At 70.1% G+C, this 16,837-nt stretch carries 19 protein-coding genes; 4 read left to right on the top strand and 15 right to left on the bottom strand.

Annotated features, from left to right (window positions below; all coding sequences use genetic code 11):
- Window positions 1-39: 39 nt before the first annotated feature.
- Window positions 40-630, bottom strand: coding sequence for a flavodoxin family protein (locus SLUN_RS28345; protein ID WP_108152824.1), 591 nt, complete (start codon window positions 628-630; stop codon window positions 40-42).
- A gap of 109 nt (window positions 631-739) precedes the next feature.
- Between SLUN_RS28345 and SLUN_RS28340 the strand changes: the two genes are divergently transcribed.
- A complete protein-coding gene (locus SLUN_RS28340) occupies window positions 740-1,156 on the top strand; it encodes a winged helix-turn-helix transcriptional regulator (RefSeq protein WP_108152823.1) in 417 nt (138 codons plus the stop codon).
- On the opposite strand, the gene mutM is transcribed toward SLUN_RS28340, so the two are convergent.
- The 9 genes from mutM to SLUN_RS28295 all read right to left on the bottom strand — a co-directional run bounded on the left by mutM (window position 1,129) and on the right by SLUN_RS28295 (window position 10,295).
- Window positions 1,129-1,989: a bifunctional DNA-formamidopyrimidine glycosylase/DNA-(apurinic or apyrimidinic site) lyase gene (gene mutM, locus SLUN_RS28335; protein ID WP_108152822.1), complete on the bottom strand. Its 861-nt coding sequence runs from the start codon at window positions 1,987-1,989 to the stop codon at window positions 1,129-1,131. The two genes, SLUN_RS28340 and mutM, sit on opposite strands and share 28 nt — an antisense overlap.
- Window positions 1,990-2,108: 119 nt before the next feature.
- The gene (gene rnc, locus SLUN_RS28330; RefSeq protein ID WP_108152821.1) at window positions 2,109-3,026 is read right to left on the bottom strand and encodes a ribonuclease III; all 918 of its coding nucleotides are present in this window, start codon (window positions 3,024-3,026) and stop codon (window positions 2,109-2,111) included.
- A gap of 19 nt (window positions 3,027-3,045) precedes the next feature.
- Window positions 3,046-3,219, bottom strand: a complete 174-nt coding sequence (rpmF, locus tag SLUN_RS28325) for a 50S ribosomal protein L32 (protein ID WP_026165248.1) — start codon at window positions 3,217-3,219, stop codon at window positions 3,046-3,048.
- Window positions 3,220-3,221: 2 nt separating this feature from the next.
- Window positions 3,222-3,827, bottom strand: coding sequence for a YceD family protein (locus SLUN_RS28320; protein ID WP_108154977.1), 606 nt, complete (start codon window positions 3,825-3,827; stop codon window positions 3,222-3,224).
- Window positions 3,828-4,042: 215 nt separating this feature from the next.
- A complete protein-coding gene (locus tag SLUN_RS28315; RefSeq protein ID WP_108152820.1) occupies window positions 4,043-5,158 on the bottom strand; it encodes an ATP synthase subunit B family protein in 1,116 nt (371 codons plus the stop codon).
- A gap of 98 nt (window positions 5,159-5,256) precedes the next feature.
- On the bottom strand, window positions 5,257-5,748 hold the full coding sequence (gene coaD / locus SLUN_RS28310; protein ID WP_179955319.1) for a pantetheine-phosphate adenylyltransferase: 492 nt from the start codon (window positions 5,746-5,748) through the stop codon (window positions 5,257-5,259).
- Window positions 5,749-5,774: 26 nt separating this feature from the next.
- A complete protein-coding gene (rsmD, locus tag SLUN_RS28305) occupies window positions 5,775-6,359 on the bottom strand; it encodes a 16S rRNA (guanine(966)-N(2))-methyltransferase RsmD (RefSeq protein ID WP_108152818.1) in 585 nt (194 codons plus the stop codon).
- Window positions 6,360-6,409: 50 nt separating this feature from the next.
- On the bottom strand, window positions 6,410-8,608 hold the full coding sequence (gene recG / locus SLUN_RS28300) for an ATP-dependent DNA helicase RecG (RefSeq protein WP_108152817.1): 2,199 nt from the start codon (window positions 8,606-8,608) through the stop codon (window positions 6,410-6,412).
- 94 nt (window positions 8,609-8,702) lie between these two features.
- A complete protein-coding gene (locus SLUN_RS28295) occupies window positions 8,703-10,295 on the bottom strand; it encodes a DAK2 domain-containing protein (protein ID WP_108152816.1) in 1,593 nt (530 codons plus the stop codon).
- A 248-nt stretch (window positions 10,296-10,543) separates the two neighbouring features.
- On the opposite strand from SLUN_RS28295, the gene rpmB reads away from it, so the two are divergent.
- A complete protein-coding gene (gene rpmB / locus SLUN_RS28290) occupies window positions 10,544-10,729 on the top strand; it encodes a 50S ribosomal protein L28 (RefSeq protein WP_003957616.1) in 186 nt (61 codons plus the stop codon).
- A gap of 122 nt (window positions 10,730-10,851) precedes the next feature.
- Here the strand turns inward: rpmB and thiD are convergent, their stop codons facing one another.
- Window positions 10,852-11,649 (bottom strand): bifunctional hydroxymethylpyrimidine kinase/phosphomethylpyrimidine kinase, encoded by a 798-nt coding sequence (gene thiD / locus SLUN_RS28285; protein ID WP_175313352.1) that lies wholly within the window; start codon window positions 11,647-11,649, stop codon window positions 10,852-10,854.
- Window positions 11,650-11,658: 9 nt separating this feature from the next.
- Window positions 11,659-12,630 carry a thiamine-phosphate kinase gene (locus SLUN_RS28280; RefSeq protein WP_108152815.1) on the bottom strand — a complete coding sequence of 324 codons (972 nt, stop codon included), beginning with the start codon at window positions 12,628-12,630 and terminating at the stop codon, window positions 11,659-11,661.
- Window positions 12,631-12,859: 229 nt separating this feature from the next.
- On the opposite strand from SLUN_RS28280, the gene SLUN_RS28275 reads away from it, so the two are divergent.
- Complete coding sequence (locus tag SLUN_RS28275; RefSeq protein WP_108152814.1) at window positions 12,860-13,093, top strand: Lrp/AsnC family transcriptional regulator; 234 nt, start codon at window positions 12,860-12,862, stop codon at window positions 13,091-13,093.
- Window positions 13,094-13,113: 20 nt separating this feature from the next.
- Window positions 13,114-13,587: a DUF3515 domain-containing protein gene (locus SLUN_RS28270; RefSeq protein WP_108152813.1), complete on the top strand. Its 474-nt coding sequence runs from the start codon at window positions 13,114-13,116 to the stop codon at window positions 13,585-13,587.
- Between the two features lie 27 nt (window positions 13,588-13,614).
- On the opposite strand, the gene SLUN_RS28265 is transcribed toward SLUN_RS28270, so the two are convergent.
- The 3 genes from SLUN_RS28265 to SLUN_RS28255 all read right to left on the bottom strand — a co-directional run bounded on the left by SLUN_RS28265 (window position 13,615) and on the right by SLUN_RS28255 (window position 16,727).
- A complete protein-coding gene (locus tag SLUN_RS28265; protein WP_108152812.1) occupies window positions 13,615-14,769 on the bottom strand; it encodes a D-alanine--D-alanine ligase family protein in 1,155 nt (384 codons plus the stop codon).
- A gap of 198 nt (window positions 14,770-14,967) precedes the next feature.
- The gene (locus tag SLUN_RS28260; RefSeq protein ID WP_108152811.1) at window positions 14,968-15,978 is read right to left on the bottom strand and encodes an NAD(P)H-dependent glycerol-3-phosphate dehydrogenase; all 1,011 of its coding nucleotides are present in this window, start codon (window positions 15,976-15,978) and stop codon (window positions 14,968-14,970) included.
- Window positions 15,975-16,727 carry a lysophospholipid acyltransferase family protein gene (locus tag SLUN_RS28255; protein WP_108152810.1) on the bottom strand — a complete coding sequence of 251 codons (753 nt, stop codon included), beginning with the start codon at window positions 16,725-16,727 and terminating at the stop codon, window positions 15,975-15,977. The genes SLUN_RS28260 and SLUN_RS28255 overlap by 4 nt, the downstream gene beginning before the upstream one ends.
- Window positions 16,728-16,837: the final 110 nt, after the last annotated feature.

The raw sequence follows: 16,837 nt of genomic DNA, 5'->3' as shown, positions 1-16,837 counted from the left end.
TGACGGGGCCCATCTTCATGACTCTTCAGGCGTGACGCCTCAGGCGGCGACGGCCGCCCGGCCCGCGATGAACGTGCGCGCGGTCTCCGCCACCCGGCGGCCGAGGTGCTCGGCGGTCGCGATGTCGGCCTTGTGCACGCCCTCCGGACCCTCGTCGGCGTTCGTCTGGGCCGCAGCACCGGAGAAGAAGCCCAGGCGGTTGAGGTCGTGCTCGGAGCCCTCGGAGGTATTCCAGCCGGGCTTGAGCCCGAGGTTCACCCAGTGCATGCCGTGCTGAGCGGCGAGCGTGGCGAAGAACTGCAGGGTGTGCAGCTTGTCGCCGCTCTTGGAGCCTGAGTTGGAGAAGCCGGCCGCCAGCTTGTTCCGCCAGGTGTCGGTGAACCAGCGCTTGGAGGTGTCCTCGGCGAACTGGTGGAAGGCGCCGGAGGCGGTGCCCATGTAGGTCGGCGACCCGAAGACGATGGCGTCGGACCCGTCCAGCAGCTCCCACTGGGCGTCGTCGATCTCGTCGACGTTGATCAGGTGGACGGTGGCGCCGGTGGCGGCCGCTCCCTCACGGACGGCCTCGGCGATGACGGCGGTGTGGCCGTAGCCGGAGTGGTAGGCGATCGAGACAACAGGGGTGGTCACGGTAGGGCTCCTCAAGGGCGATGGGCTCGGCGTGGTGCCCCAAGAAAAGCACTAACTTTTAGAGAGCGCAACCCGTGAGTTAGCGCTGCGTGGAGGTATGGTTGCTGTTATGGAGACCAGTGCCCTGGAAGTGAGCAGCGGAGGCTGTCCGGACGACGACCTCGCCTTTGACGTGTTTTCCCGCCAGTGCCCGTCGCGCGGCACCCTGGAGGACGTCACCGGCCGCTGGGGCAGCCTCACCCTCGGAGCGCTGAACGAAGGCACCTTGCGCTTCAACGAGCTGCGGCGCCGGGTCGACGGCGTGAGCGAGAAGATGCTGTCCCAGACGCTGCACGCGCTGGAGCGCGACGGTCTCGTACGACGGGACGCGCAGCCGACCAACCCCCCGCGGGTCGACTACGAACTCACCGCGCTGGGACGTCAGGTCTCCGAGCGGCTCCTGACCCTCATCCACTTCGTGGAGGGGCAGATGCCCGAGGTGCTGGCGGCGCGCGAGAGTTACGACGAGGCGCGCGGCGGCCGCTGACAGCGCGGACAGAAGTAGCTGGAGCGGTTCATCCAGGGGCGGCGGCGCATCGGAGTGCCGCACCGTCGGCACGGCTCGCCCTCACGGCCGTACGCGTCCAACGACCGCTCGAAATAGCCTGATTCGCCGTTCACGTTCACATACAGGCTGTCGAAGCTGGTGCCGCCGACAGCCAGAGCCGCGACCATCACGTCCCGTACATGGCCGAGCAGCTCGACCGAGCGGAGGCGCGTGAGGCTCGCCGTGGGGCGCTCGTAGTGGAGCTTCGCCCGCCAGAGCGCCTCGTCCGCATAGATGTTCCCGACACCGCTGATCAGCGACTGGTCGAGCAGTGCGCGCTTGACGGTCGTACGGCGCAGACGCAGCGCGGTGTGGAAGGCCGCGTCGTCGAAGGCCGGGTCGATCGGGTCGCGGGCGATGTGCGCGATGACGTCGGGGAGCCCCTCGGGGGTGTTGTCGTGCAGCGAAAGCCCGCCGAAGGTCCGCTGGTCGACGAAGCGCAGCTCCGTGCCGAGGGTGTCGTCGAAGCGGATGCGGATACGCAGATGCTTCTCGTCGGGAGCGTCTTCGGGCTGTACGAGGAGCTGGCCGCTCATACCGAGGTGGCCGAGGATCGAGGCGTCCGTGTCCGCGAGGGGCAGCCAGAGGTACTTGCCGCGACGGCGGGCTATACCGACGCTGTGGCCCTTGAGACGTGCCGCGAAGTCGTCGCCGCCCGGGAGGTGCCGGCGGACCGCACGCGGGTGCAGGACCTGCACCTCGGCGATCGTGCGCCCGCTGACCCAGCGCTGGAGTCCGCGACGTACGACTTCGACCTCGGGCAGCTCGGGCACGGGGCTCCTTCAGAACTAAGCGCTGACGCCCGCAGCGTACCGCTCCGCCCGGCGCTGACAGCCGTGAGGCCCCCGCTCCGGGGAGCGGGGGCCTCACGGTCGGAAACGGAAGCGTGGACTCAGGCCGAGGCCCTGTCCGCGGGCTCCGAGGCCGAAGAGGCGTCGGCGGCCTCTTCGTCGGATGCGTCGGATGGGGCGGTCTCCGCGACCTCCGCGGCGGTCGCCGCATCAGCGGCGGCCTTCGCGGTGGTGACCGCCTCGACGGCGGCGTTCTCCGCGGCGACCTTCTCCGCGGCCACCCGCTCGTCCGCGGCGGCACGGATCTCCCGCCACGCGGACTCCGCCGCCTGCTGCTCCGCTTCCTTCTTGCTGCGGCCGGTGCCGGTGCCGTACGAGACACCACCGACGCGGGCGGCAGCAGTGAAGGTCTTCTCGTGGTCCGGGCCCGTCTCGGTGACGAGATATTCCGGGACTCCGAGCCCCTCGGCAGCGGTCAGCTCCTGGAGGCTGGTCTTCCAGTCCAGGCCGGCGCCGAGGTTCGAGGACTTCTCGATGAGCGGGTCGAAGAGCCGGTGCACCAGCTCCGAGGCCGCTTCGAGGCCCTGGTCGAGATAGACGGCGCCGATCACCGCTTCAAGGGTGTCGGCGAGGATGGACGCCTTGTCCCGGCCTCCCGTGCCCTCTTCACCCCGGCCGAGCCGGATGAAGAGACCGAGTTCGAGACCACGACTGACCTCCGCCAGCGCACGCGAATTGACCACCGCGGCCCGCAACTTGGCCAGTTGGCCTTCGGGCAGGTCGGGGTGGGTTCGGTACAGCGTGTCGGTGACCACCAGACCGAGCACCGAATCCCCGAGGAATTCGAGCCGCTCATTGGTGGGCAGACCGCCGTTCTCGTACGCGTACGAACGGTGGGTCAGCGCACGCACCAGAAGGGCGGACTCGAGGTGATACCCGAGCCGCCCTTCCAGAAGCGTGTGGGACGAGGCTGCGTTGACGTTGTCCGCCTGCTTCTTGGCATTGGACAGCTCAGACATCGTGCCTCTCACCAGCCGCTCAGACCTCGAGGACCTGGCGCTTGTTGTAGGTGCCGCAGCTCGGGCACGCGATGTGCTGCTGCTTCGGCTCCTGGCAACGCTCACACGAAACCAGGGTGGGGACCGCAGCCTTCCACTGCGACCGGCGGTGGCGCGTGTTGCTGCGCGACATCTTCCGCTTCGGAACAGCCACGGCTACTTCTCCTGCTTCTCGTCGACGCCCGCTTCGGCGCCGCCCATGTTGTCCTTCTCGCCGTCCTTGACGGTTCCGGCGAGTCCCTGCAGTGCCGCCCAACGAATGTCGACGGCGTCATGGTGGTGGTCCGGGTTCTCGTCCAGCCTGATTCCGCATTCGGAACACAGGCCGGCACAGGTCTCCCGGCACACCGGCTGCATCGGCAGTGCGAGCACCACCGCATCACGCAGCACGGACTCGAGGTCGAACAGGCCGTCCTCGAGAAAGAGCGTGTCCTCGTCCTCGGCGTCGTCGACGGGTTCCGCAGTGCGACTGCGGCCCCGGTCGTCGGCGTCGGGGTACGTGAACATCTCCTGGAAGTCCGCCGCGACCTCAAGGCGCAACGGCTCCAGACACCTTACGCACTCCCCCTCGGCCGACGCACGGGCGGTGCCTGTGACAAGCACACCTTCCATGACCGATTCGAGGCGGAGGCCGAGCTCCACGGGCGCGCCCTCCGGCACGCCGATGACCCCTTCGATACCGAAGTCCTTGAGGGCCGAAACCGAGCGGGTCAGCTTCTGGAGCGCACCAGGACGCCGCCCCAGCTCGCGTGTGTCGAACACGAGGGGGTTGCGCTGGTCGAGGTGCGTCTTCAGGGCTTTGTCCTGCTTTCGGATCGTGAGGAGGGGCCGTCCCGATTCGGAGTCGAAGCGGACAGCCGGGATCGCGAAACCACACGCGACCGAAGAGCCAGGATACTGGACGGGCCGCCGTAGACCCAATCCGGTCCTTGCCAGCGGCTTCCGGCGGGCTGCCGCCGGCTTCCGGACCGGCTCGGTCAGCGGCCCTGCTCGTACCGGCGCAGCTGTTCGAGGTCGATCATGCTGGTGTCGAAGAGGCTGGTCTCGTCGAGGGCGGCGCTCTGCTGCTGGGCCTGCTGCTGGACCTGCTGTTGGGCCTGCTGTTGGGCCTGCTGCTGGTGCTGCGGCTGCTCGTAGCCCTGCTGCTGGTACGCGTACGGGTCCTGCTGGGCGTACTGCTGCTCGTAGCCCTGCTGCTGGTAGGCGGCGTACGGATCCTGCTGGTAGGCCGCGTACACCTCCTGCGGCTGCTGGGCCTGGTAGGCGTACGGGTCCTGCTGGGCCGGGATCTGGGGCTGCGGCTCGACCTGCGGCTGGTACTGGTGCTGGGGCTGAGCCTCGACCCGCGGCTGCTGCTGCGGCGGCTCGGCCAGCTCCGCCAGACCGGCCAGATAGTCCGAGTCACTCGCGTGCTGCTGGGTGCCCGCGGCGTCCTGGGCGGCCATGTGCTCGCCGAGGGCGTCACTGGTGGTGCGGCCGTGCAGCTTCTGCCGGCCGCGGCCGACCGCGTCAAGGGTCTTGGAGAGCACGGCCTCGAAGGCGCCGATCTTGGCGTCGACGTACTCGTCGGCGCGCTGGATCAGGGTCTGCGGGTCCGCGGTGTACTCCGGGGCGTCCTCGTCGGCGTACCCCTGCTCGTCGAGGCCGGGGCCGCGGCCGAGCAGCTTCTCGCGGCCGCGGTCGACGGAGCCGATGGTCTTGGTGAGGACGACCTCGAAGTTGGCGAGCTTGGAGTCGACGTAGTCGTCGGCCTCCGCGCGGATCTCCTCCGCGTCACGGCGGGCCTCGGCGAGGATACGGTCGGCCTCGTCCTGGGACTGGCGGGCGACCTGGGTGTCCGAGATCAGCGAGCCGCGCTCGGCGTGGGCGGTCTCGATGATCCGCCCGGCTTCCTGGCGGGCCTGCTCGACCAGCTGCTCACGGCCGCCGATCAGCTCCTGCGCCTGGGCCAGCGAGCCGGGGAGGGCCTGGCGGACCTCTTCGAGCATGGAGAGCAGCTCGGCGCGGTTGACCACGCAGGATGCCGACATGGGCATGGACCGGGCGTTCCCGACCGCCTCGACGATCTCGTCGAGCTTCTTCTGCACGTCCACCGTGGTTCGCCACTCTCTACAGCTGATTTGGAGACGGACGCCACGACTGTACGGGCAGTCGGCGCCCGTCCGACACCGGGTGACGGGCTGTCAGGTCCTCACTGATCCAGCCGCTTCTCGGCGAGGCGCCGGGTGAGAGCGGCGTGCACCACGGGGGGCAGCAGGTGGGAGACGTCACCGCCCCAGGCGGCGACCTCCTTGACCAGGCTGGAGGAGAGGAAGCTGTAGGTGGGATTGGTCGGGACGAACAGCGTCTCGACCCCCGAGAGGCCGTTGTTCATCTGGGCCATCTGCAGCTCGTAGTCGAAGTCGCTCACGGCGCGCAGGCCTTTGACGATGGCCGGGATGTCGCGCTGCTTGCAGAAGTCGACGAGGAGACCGTGGTGGGACTCCACCTGCACGTTTCCGTACTCGCGGGTGACCTCGCGGATCATCTCGATCCGCTCCTCGACCGTGAACAGCCCCTGCTTGGACTGATTGATCATCACCGCCACATGTACGACGTCGTACAGCTTGGAGGCGCGGCCAATGATGTCGAGGTGTCCATTGGTGATGGGGTCGAATGACCCCGGACAGACTGCGCGGCGCAACTGAAGTCCCTCGCTCTCCGGTCCGGTCATCGTGCGTCTTCGCACGTAGAGGCGGCGCGACCGTACCAAAGCGTGCCCTCGCCGTAACGACGGGCCCGCAGTGGCTCGAAGCCTTGTGGCCACACGAATTCGCCGCCCCTGGTGCTGCGCTCCACGGTGGCGAGCGCATCGTCCGCGAGCCAGCCCTGGGTGCGGAGTGTGAGCAGAATCTCGCGAAGATCGTCGTCGGTGACGGCGTACGGAGGGTCGAGGAACACCACGTCGTAAGGATCCTCGGGGGCCGGACCCGTCACGATTTGTTCCGCTTTGCCGGTACGGACTTCGGCGCCGGGCAGCCCCAGCACACGGACGTTCTCGCGGACGGTGCGAGCGGCGCGGGTGTCGGCCTCGACGAGAAGGGCGTGAGACGCGCCGCGGGAGAGCGCCTCCAGGCCGACGGCGCCCGAGCCCGCGTACAGATCGGCGATCCGGATGCCGATGAGCGAGCCGAGGAGCGACTCCCAGCTGGAGAAGAGTCCCTCACGAGCACGGTCGGACGTGGGGCGGGTGCCGTTGCCTGGCGGGACGGCGAGGCGGCGTCCGCCGGCCGCACCGGCGATCACGCGGGTCATCTCAGTCCTTCTCGGTGAGCTCGATGAGCGGAGTCTGTCCCGCCAGTCTCTCAGCCCTTGTCGAGGTACTGCTCGCGCTCGGTGTCGAGCAGGGCGTCCAGCGCCGTACGCAGCTCGGGCAGCCGCTCGAGCTCCGGGTCCTCGCTGACGATCGCCACGGCCTCCTCGCGCGCCGCCGCGATGACCTCCTCGTCGTCGATGACGGCAAGCATCCGCAGCGAGGAGCGCACGCCGGACTGGGCCTGGCCGAGCACATCGCCCTCACGGCGCTGTTCGAGGTCGATACGGGAGAGCTCGAAGCCGTCGAGCGTGGCGGCGACCGCGCTCAGCCGGGCGCGCGCGGGGCTCGCCTCCGGCATCTCGCTGACCAGCAGACACAGGCCGGCGGCCGAGCCACGGCCCACCCGGCCGCGCAGCTGGTGCAGCTGGGACACACCGAACCGGTCCGCGTCCATGATCACCATGGCGGTGGCGTTGGGGACATTGACGCCGACCTCGATGACGGTGGTGGCGACCAGGACATCCACATCGCCCGCCGCGAAGCGGCGCATGACGTCGTCCTTGTCGTCCGGCTGCATGCGTCCGTGCAGCACCTCGATCCGCAGGCCTGTCAGGGGGCCCTTGGCGAGCTGCTCGGCGATCTCGATCACCGCGAGCGGCGGCCGCTTCGACCCCTCTTCCGATGCCGCGGTGTCCTCGGCGGACTTCTTCTTCGGCTCGTCGTCGCCGTCGCCGATCCGGGGGCAGACCACATAGGCCTGGTGCCCCTTCTCCACTTCCTCGCGCACGCGCTCCCAGGCGCGCGCGAGGAAATGAGGCTTGTCCTGCGCCGGGACGACATGGCTGGCGATGGGCAGACGCCCGGCCGGCAGCTGGTCCAGGACGGAGGTCTCCAGGTCACCGAAGACGGTCATCGCGACCGTACGGGGAATGGGGGTGGCGGTCATGACCAGCAGATGCGGCGGCTGCTTGCCCTTGGAGCGCAGGGCGTCGCGCTGCTCCACGCCGAAGCGGTGCTGCTCGTCGACGACGACCACCCCGAGATCGTGGAACTGCACCTTGTCCTCGATGAGCGCGTGCGTACCGATGACGATGCCCGCCTCGCCGGTCACCAGATCGAGCAGCGCCCGCCGGCGCCCCGCCGCGCCCATGGAGCCGGTCAGCAGCACCACCTTGGTGGAGTGCTCGGCGCCGCCGAGCATGCCTGACTCGGCGAGCTCGCCCATCATCTCGGTGATGGAGCGGTGGTGCTGCTGGGCGAGGACTTCGGTGGGCGCGAGCATGGCCGCCTGGCCGCCCGCGTCGACGACGGTGAGCATCGCCCGCAGCGCGACCATCGTCTTCCCCGAACCGACCTCGCCCTGCAGGAGGCGGTGCATCGGGTGCTCGGCCGCCAGATCGTCGAAGATCTCCCTGGTGACCTTCTGCTGGCCGTCGGTGAGGGTGAAGGGCAGCTTGGCGTCGAAGGCGTCGAGCAGGCCGTCCGGCCTGGGTTTCCTTGCCACGGCCGGGAGCCCGGCGTCGGCGAACCGCCGCCGGGCGAGCGCGACCTGGAGCACGAACGCCTCGTCCCACTTGAGGCGCTGCCGCGCGTCCTCGATGTCCGCCCTGGTCTCGGGGCGGTGGATCTTGTGCAGCGCCTCGGGCAGCGAGGCGAATCCGCGTCCCTCGCGCAGCGCGGGCGGCAGCGGGTCGACGGCTTCCACGGCCCTGGGCAGCACGGTGTCCACGGCCTTGGTGATCTTCCAGGACTCCAGCCCCTTGCAGGCCGGATAGATGGGGATCAGCCGGCCCGCGAAGGCGTCCACAGCGTCCTCGTCGCTGTCCGTGCCGAGCGGTACGTACGTGGGGTGCGCGAGCTGGAGCTTGCGGTTGAAGACGGACACCTTGCCGGCGAACATCCCGCGGCTGCCCGGCGGCAGCTCCTTGTGCGGCTTGTGGATTCCCCTGCCGAAGAAGACCAGTTGGAGCCGGCCGCTGCCGTCGGTGAGGGTGATCTCCAGGCGCTGGCCCCGGCCGTTGTTGAACTTCAGCACGCGGGAGTCGGCGACCTGGGCGACGACGGTGACGTCCTCGTCCAGCGGCAGATCGGCCAGTGTGGTGAGCTGGCCGCGCTCCTCGTACCGCCGTGGGTAGTGGTGCAGCAGATCACCGACCGTGTGCAGGTCGAGATGCTCGGCCATCACCTTCGCGGTGGCGGCACCGAGCGGGGTCTTGAGAGGTTCGTCGAGCGCGGACACGCGATCCATTGCACACCACTCCACTGACAGTCGTCGCGCACCTGTGGACAACTCCTGGTCAGGCCCGTGCCGTGGACCCTCGATCGCAGGGGTCGCGCCCCGGCTACTCCACGCCGATCAGGAGCGGCGTCGACTGGTGGCCGCCCCGGTAGACCATCGTGTCCACCGCCAGGTGGCCGTCCCTGACGTAGCTCTCCAGGCGCTCGGCCACCTCGTCCGGGACGTCCTCGCCCAGCACCAGCGTCACCAGTTCACCGCCGGCCGCCAGCATCCGGTTCAGTACCGTCTCCGCCGTCCGGGCCACGTCCGTGCCGATCACCGCGACGTCCCCGTCGATCAGGCCCAGTACGTCCCCGGCCTGGCAGACGCCCGCCGACGTCCACGACTGCCGTTCCGCGACGGCCAGTTCGGCGTATCGCGTCGCGCCCGCCGCCGCCGTCATCGCGACCACGTCCTCGTCGAAGCGCCGGTCCGGTTCGTGGACGGCGAGCGCCGCGATGCCCTGGACGGCCGCGCGGGTCGGGATGAGGGCGACCCGTACGCCTTCCGTACGGGCCTGTTCGGCCGCGGCCGCGGCCGTGTGCCGCAGTTCCGCGGAGTTCGGCAGCAGGACCACCTCGCGCGCGTGCGCCCGCCGGATCGCCTCCACCAGTTCCCCGCTCGCCGGCGGCTCCCCCGGCCGCGCCAGCACGGTCGTCGCGCCCGCCTCGGCGCACAGTCCGGCCAGGCCCTCTCCGGGGACGACCACGACGACCGCGCGCTGCACCTGCTCGCGCGTCACCGCCGCCCCGCTGTCGAAGTGGGTGATGCGGATCCGGTACGGCCGCCCCGCCTCGACTCCCGCCTCCACCGCGGCGCCCGCGTCGTCGACGTGCACATGGACGTTCCACAGGCCGTCGCCGCCGACGACGACGAGCGAGTCGCCGAACCCGTCGAGCCGGGTTCGCAGCCGGGCCACCGCCGCGTCGTCGGCCTCCAGCAGGTAGATCACCTCGAAGGCCGGGCCGCCGTCCGCGCACGGTTCCGCGGCCAGGGCGGCCGGCTCCCGGCGTACGTGCGCGAGCGGAGGAGCAACCGGGGCCTCCCCCGACACCGCCTCGACCAGCGCCCCCAGCACCACCAGCAGCCCTCGCCCGCCCGCGTCGACCACGCCCGCGCGGTCAAGTACGGCGAGCTGCCCCGGCGTCGCGTCCAGCGCGGTCCGCGCCCCCGCGTACGACGCGCGGGCCGTGTCGGCCAGCGAGCCCGGGGCGGACTCCGCGGCGTCGGCCGCCGCACCCGCCACGCTCAGGATCGTGCCCTCGACCGGGTGCGCCACCGCCTCGCGCGCCAGCCCGGCCGCCCGCCGCAGCGCGCCGGCCAGGTGATCCCCGTCGCCGATCTGCTCCGCCATGCCGCGGAGCAGCTGCGCCAGGATCGTCCCCGAGTTCCCGCGTGCGCCGATCAGCGCTCCGTGCGCCATGGCCCGGATCACATCGGCGGGCGCGGGCGTGGACGACCCGGTCTCGTGCGCTGCGAAGACCGCCTCGACGGCCTGGGCCGCGGACTCCACGGTCAGGTAGAGATTCGTGCCGGTGTCCCCGTCCGCGACCGGATAGACATTGATCGCGTCGATCTCCTCGCGCTCCCGGCCGAGGGCCTCCAGGGCCAGTGAGCACCAGGCGCGCACCGCTGCGGCGTCGAGGGTCTGCGGCACCTGTGTGCGCCTCCTTGATCGGCTTTCCGGCAGCGGACTGACCGCAGGGTAAACCCCGGTCGGGGCCATGGGCCGGGGCGGGGGCGGGAGAAGCCATGGTAGTTTCGTATCCCGGACGCAGTCGTTGTATGCTGCTCCGGTTGCCCGATGAGAGTCGGGCCATTCCTCCGGCAAAGCCACCCATCAGATTCACTGATCCGGCGCGCCGGAATTCACTGTAAGTGCATCTGAAGTCTTTGGAGTGACCCGTGGCTGCCAACTGCGACGTCTGCGGCAAGGGGCCGGGCTTCGGCAACAACATTTCGCACTCGCACCGCCGTACGTCTCGTCGCTGGAACCCGAACATCCAGCGTGTGCGTGCCGTGGTCGGTCGGACGCCGAAGCGGCTCAACGTCTGCACCTCGTGCATCAAGGCCGGCAAGGTCTCGCGCTAATTGGTTGCGCCCCGCCCAGCGGGGATGTTCCCGCCGACGTTTCGTCGTAGCGCAGCCCCTGCGGTTGCCTTGAAAGCCGGTCCACCTCGGTGGACCGGCTTTTCGCCGTCCCCGGACAGGAATCAGCGGAAACGCCAGCCGTGATCCACCGGGCCGATTCCGTGCCCCAGTGCGAAACCGGCCGCGATCGCGCCCGTGACGTACTCCTTGGCGGCCCGTACGGCCTCCGGGACGCTCATCCCCTTCGCCAGCCCCGAGGCGACCGCCGACGCGAGCGTGCAGCCCGTCCCGTGGGTGTGCCGGTTGTCGTGCCGGGGCGCGCGCAGCCAGTGCTCCTCGGTGCCGTCGCTCAGCAGGTCCACCGCGTCGCCCGCGAGATGCCCGCCCTTGATCAGCGCCCAGCGCGGCCCGAAGCCGAGCACCGCGTCCGCGGCCCGGCGCATCCCGGTCTCGTCCTCGACCACCACACCCGTGAGCTGGGCCACCTCGTCGAGATTGGGCGTGGCCACGGTCGCGAGGGGCAGCAGCTTCTTCCGTACGGAATCGAGTGCGGACGCGGCCAGCAGCGGATCCCCGTGCTTGGACACCCCCACCGGGTCCACGACCACCGGCGCATCCGTCAGCGCCAGCAGCTCCGCGACCGTCTCGACCAGCGGCGCCGAGGCCAGCATTCCGGTCTTCACGGCCTGTACGCCGATGTCGTCGACGACGCTGCGGTACTGGGCCCGTACCGCCTCGACGGGCAGTTCCCACGCCCCCTGCACACCCAGCGAGTTCTGCGCGGTGACCGCGGTGAGCACGCTCATGCCGTGTACGCCGAGCGCCAGCATGGTCTTCAGGTCGGCCTGAATGCCGGCACCGCCGCCGGAGTCGGATCCGGCGACGGTGAGCACGCGGGGAGGCAGCGGGGGTATGTCCATGCCCCGAATCTACGTGCCGTCCTCGATGTCCCCGAAGTGGTCCCAGCCGCCCTTGCTGGTCCAGGGCGCACCGTCGACCGTCACCTGCGGCAGCGCCGACGGGTTGAGCACCTCGCCGATCACCTTCCAGCGGGCGGGCAGCTTCACGTCCGACGGGAAGGTCGCGACGATCGCGTGGTCCTCTCCCCCGGTCAGCACCCACTGCAGCGGGTCGACGCCTACCGCCTGGCCGATGTCGTTCATCTGGCTGGGGATGTCGATCATCCCGGAGCGCAGGTCGATACGGACCTTGCTGGCGTCCGCGATGTGCCCGAGGTCGGCGACGAGTCCGTCGCTGACGTCGGTCATGGCGGTGGCGCCGAGGCCGGCCGCCGCGGGGCCCGCGTGGTACGGCGGTTCGGGCCGCCGGTGCGCCTCGACGAAGGCGCGCGGCGAGCGGAAGCCGCGCGAGAGCACCGCGTGCCCGGCGGCCGACCACCCCAACCAGCCGGTGTACGCGACGACATCGCCGGGCTGGGCGCCGGCCCGGGTCACCGGCTCGTGGTTGCGCAGATCGCCGAGCGCGGTGATCGCGAGGGTGATCACCTCACCGCGTACGACATCGCCGCCGACCACGGCCGCGCCCGCGACCTGGCACTCGTCCCGGATGCCGTCCATCAGCTCGGTGGCCCACGTGACCGGGAGTTCGGCCGGGACGACCAGGCCCAGCAGCAGCGCGGTCGGGACCGCGCCCATCGCCGCGATGTCGGCGAGGTTCTGCGCCGCCGCCTTGCGTCCCACGTCGTACGCCGTCGACCAGTCGCGGCGGAAGTGCCGCCCCTCGAGCAGGACGTCCGTACTCGCCACAACCCTGCGGTCGGGTGCGGCCACGACCGCGGCGTCGTCGCCGGGCCCCAGCCGAACCGCGGGGGTGGAGGTGAGCCGGGAGGTGAGCTCCCTGATGAGCCCGAACTCCCCCAACTCGCCCACAGTGCCCTTCACCGAGTCTCACCTCTCCGTCGTCCTGCCGGATCGTCCGGCAGTGCCGCGCCCTTGCGGTCGCGAGTCGTCTGCGCCATAGGTACCGTCAAGAGATACGTCAACTTCTGCTTTCCGTACGCCACGCTGCGGGCATCGCCCGGCGCGCAGGTCTCCCCGCGGCCCGCGGCGACGCGATACCGTGGCGTCTCTTCTCCCCCCACATGATCCTCGTGGCCGCCCTGGAGGTTCCGTGGTACAGGCGTACATCCTCATTCAGACCGAGGTGGGCAAGGCGTCGACCGTCGCCGAGACCATCGGCAAGATTCCGGGAGTGATTCAGGCCGAGGACGTAACCGGTCCCTACGACGTGATCGTGCGCGCACAGGCCGAGACGGTCGATGATCTCGGTCGCATGGTGGTCGCCAAGGTCCAGCAAGTGGACGGCATCACCCGCACCCTGACCTGCCCGGTCGTGCACCTGTAGCCCCCGTCTACGCTTGGCCGGTGACGTCTTCCCGCCGCCGGCCCTTCTGTCTGTCCGCCGCCGCCGTTGTGCTTGTGGCCGCCGCGGGCTGCTCCTCCACGGACGCAGCGGCGACGATCGCGGTTCCCAGCCCCCCGCCGGAGGAAGCCTCCCTGTGCAGTGCGCTGCACAGGGAGCTGCCCAAGTCCGTCGCCGGGCAGGACCGCGAGGATCCCGAACCGGCTTCCGAACTGACCGCCGGCTGGGGCGATGCCGCGATCGTACTGCGCTGCGGCGTCCCCCGGCCGGAGAAGATGAGCGACCCCCAGGCGAAGTCCGTGGAGGCGGACGGCGTGAACTGGCTGCTGGAGGAGGACCCCGAAGGCCCCCGGTTCACCACCACGTACCGCAAAACCTATGTCGAGGTCACGCTGGGCAAGCAGTACGCCCATGACGCGACCCCGCTCGCCGAACTGGCCGACGCCGTCAAGAAGACGGTGCCGGCCAGCCTTTGACGTCCGAGCCGTGTCCGACCCTGGGCCCTAGCGCAGGCCTGTCGGGCGGCGCAGCGCCGCCTGGATCAGCATGTCCACCAGCTCCGGGTAGCCGACCCCGCTCTCCTGCCACATCCGCGGGTACATCGAGATCGGTGTGAAGCCCGGCATCGTGTTGATCTCGTTGATGACGAACTCGCCGTTCTCCTGCAGGAAGAAGTCCGCGCGGACCAGTCCCTCGCAGGACGCGGCGTCGAAGGCCTCGACGGCGAGCCGCCGCACCTCGGCGGTCTGCTCCGGCGTCAGCGGCGCGGGCACCAGACCGGCCGCCGAGTCGATGTACTTGGCCTCGAAGTCGTAGAACTCATGCGCCGTGACCGGCGGGATCTCGGCCGGGACGCTGGCGCGCGGGCCGTCCTCGAACTCCAGCACCCCGCACTCGATCTCGCGGCCGCGCAGCAGCGACTCCACCAGGATCTTGGGGTCGTGGCGCTGTGCCTCGGCGATCGCGTCGTCCAGGCCCGACAGGTCGTCGACCTTGGTGATGCCCATGGAGGACCCGCCGCGCGCGGGCTTCACGAAGAGCGGCCAGCCGTGCTCGCCCGCGAAGTCGATGATCTTCTTGCGGGCGGCGGACTGGTCCTGCTCCCACTCGCGGGGGCGGATCACCTCGTACGGACCGACCGGCAGCCCGAAGGAGATGAAGACCCGCTTCATGTACTCCTTGTCCTGGCCGACGGCCGAGGCGAGGACGCCGGAGCCGACGTAAGGGATGCCGGAGAGCTCCAGCAGACCCTGGAGGGTGCCGTCCTCGCCGTACGGGCCGTGCAGCATCGGGAAGACGACGTCGACCTCGCCGAGGACCTTGGGCACGGAGCCGGGTTCGCTGTAGACGACCTCGCGGTTGGCCGGATCGACGGACAGCACGACACCACCGTCGGCGGAGTCGGCCAGCTGCTCGACGCTGGGCGTCCTGCGGTCGGTGATGGCCATCCGGTCCGGTTCGTCGGCGGTCAGCGCCCACCGGCCGTCCGTCGTGATGCCGATCGGAAGTACGTCGTACTTCGTACGGTCGATGGACCGCAGCACGGCACCGGCGGTGACCACGGAGATTCCGTGCTCGGAGCTGCGACCGCCGAAGACGACGGCTACGCGGGGCTTGCGGAGCTGCTCAGGGCTCTGGGGGAGGTTCTCGCTGCTCATATCGCGATGAGACTACCGTGCACATCCAGCGCCGTGGAGTGCGGGCACGAGGCGCGTTGGGCCGGCCAGTGCCGTGGGGTGCGTCCACCCGTCCACGTTCCCCGGGCCGGTGGAGACCCGTCGCTGAGCGGCTGACGTCACGGCGCCGCAGCGGCTCGATTGCCCGCGAAGCGGTGCGAGAGGTGCGTCAAAGAGGGGTCAGTGGCGCTCGGGCTTGGCGCTGCGGGACATCAGCTCCTTGAGCGCGACGACCGGCGGCTTGCCCTCGTGGACGATGCCCACCACCGTCTCGGTGATCGGCATGTCGACGCCGTGCCGGCGTGCCAGATCGAGCACCGACTCACAGGACTTGACGCCTTCCGCGGTCTGCTTGGTGACCGCGATGGTCTCCTCGAGCGTCATACCGCGCCCGAGGTTGGTGCCGAAGGTGTGGTTGCGGGAGAGCGGCGACGAGCAGGTCGCGACCAGGTCGCCCAGTCCGGCGAGGCCGGAGAAGGTCATCGGGTCCGCGCCCATCGCGAGACCGAGGCGGGTCGTCTCGGCGAGGCCGCGGGTGATCAGCGAGCCCTTGGCGTTGTCGCCGAGGCCCATGCCGTCCGCGATGCCGACGGCGAGACCGATGACGTTCTTGACGGCGCCGCCCAGCTCGCAGCCGACCACATCCGTGTTGGTGTACGGGCGGAAGTACGGGGTGTGGCAGGCCGACTGGAGCCGCCGGGCGACGGCTTCGTCGCGGCAGGCGACGACGGCCGCGGCCGGCCGGCGCTGGGCGATCTCCTTGGCCAGGTTGGGGCCGGTGACGACCGCGACCCGGTCCGCGGAGACCTTGGCGACCTCCTCGATGACCTCGCTCATCCGCTTGGCGGTGCCGAGTTCGACGCCCTTCATGAGGGAGACGAGCACGGTGCCGGGGGCCAGCAGCGGCACCCACTCGGCGAGGTTGCCGCGCAGGGTCTGCGAGGGGATGGTGAGGACCGTGAAGTCCGCGCCCGCCGCGGCCTCCGCGGGGTCGGTGGTGGCCCGTACCGAATCCGGAAGCTCAATTCCCGGCAGATAGTCGGGGTTGGTGCCGGTGGTGTTGACGGCTTCGGCGACTTCGGCGCGGCGGGCCCAGAGGGTCACCTCGCAGCCCGCGTCGGCGAGGACCATGGCGAACGCCGTACCCCACGAGCCGGTTCCAAAGACGGCTGCCTTGACGCGGTCGCTCACTTGGTTGCCTCCCCCGCGGCTTTGCGCCGCTGTTCCTCACGTGCATTGCGGTGGTCGTACGGCTCGGTCGGTGCCTGTTCGCCGCGCACCTCCTCGAGCAGCTCGGTGATCGCGGCCATGACGGCCTCGGTCGCCTCGCGCAGTACCTCGGGAGTGGGCTCGAGTCCGTAGAACCGGGAGAGGTCGACGGGCGGTCCCGCCTGCACCTTCAGTGTCTTGCGGGGGAAGAACCGGAATTTGTTCTCCTTGGCGTACGGCGGCATCGCCAGGTTGGCGCCCCACTGTGCGACAGGGATGACCGGGGCCTTGGTCAGCAACGCGACGCGTGCCACACCGGTCTTGCCGGCCATCGGCCACATGCCCGGGTCGCGGGTGAGAGTGCCCTCCGGGTAGAAGGCGACGCATTCACCGCACTGGATGGCGTCCACGGCGGCACGGAAGGCATCCAGCGCGTTGTTGGTCTCGCGGTAGACGGGAATCTGTCCGGTGCCGCGCAGAATCATCCCGACGAAAGGGACCTTGAACAGAGCCGCCTTGGCCAGCAGCCGCGGCACTCGTCCGCTGTTGTACTGGAAGTGACCGTAGGAGAGCGGGTCCAGATACGAGTTGTGGTTGACCGCGGTGATGAATCCGCCGTCGGCCGGAATGTGTTCCATTCCCCGCCAGTCCCGCTTGAACAGAACCAACAGCGGCGGTTTAGCGATGACCGCCGCCAGGCGGTACCAGAAGCCGATTCTACGGCGGGACACTCGGACACCTTCCTCTATTGCCGGGCTACCGCCCGGCTGCTGGGGGTCAAGTGTCGCCCCAGGCCCCTGGTCTGTCGAGAACACCGTACGCCCCGGCCCAGGGCCCGGAC

Origin of the sequence: Streptomyces lunaelactis, assembly GCF_003054555.1 — a bacterium.
Lineage (GTDB): Bacteria > Actinomycetota > Actinomycetes > Streptomycetales > Streptomycetaceae > Streptomyces > Streptomyces lunaelactis.
Note: the sequence above shows the minus strand (reverse complement) of the source record. Positions and strands in the feature narration are given on the sequence as shown.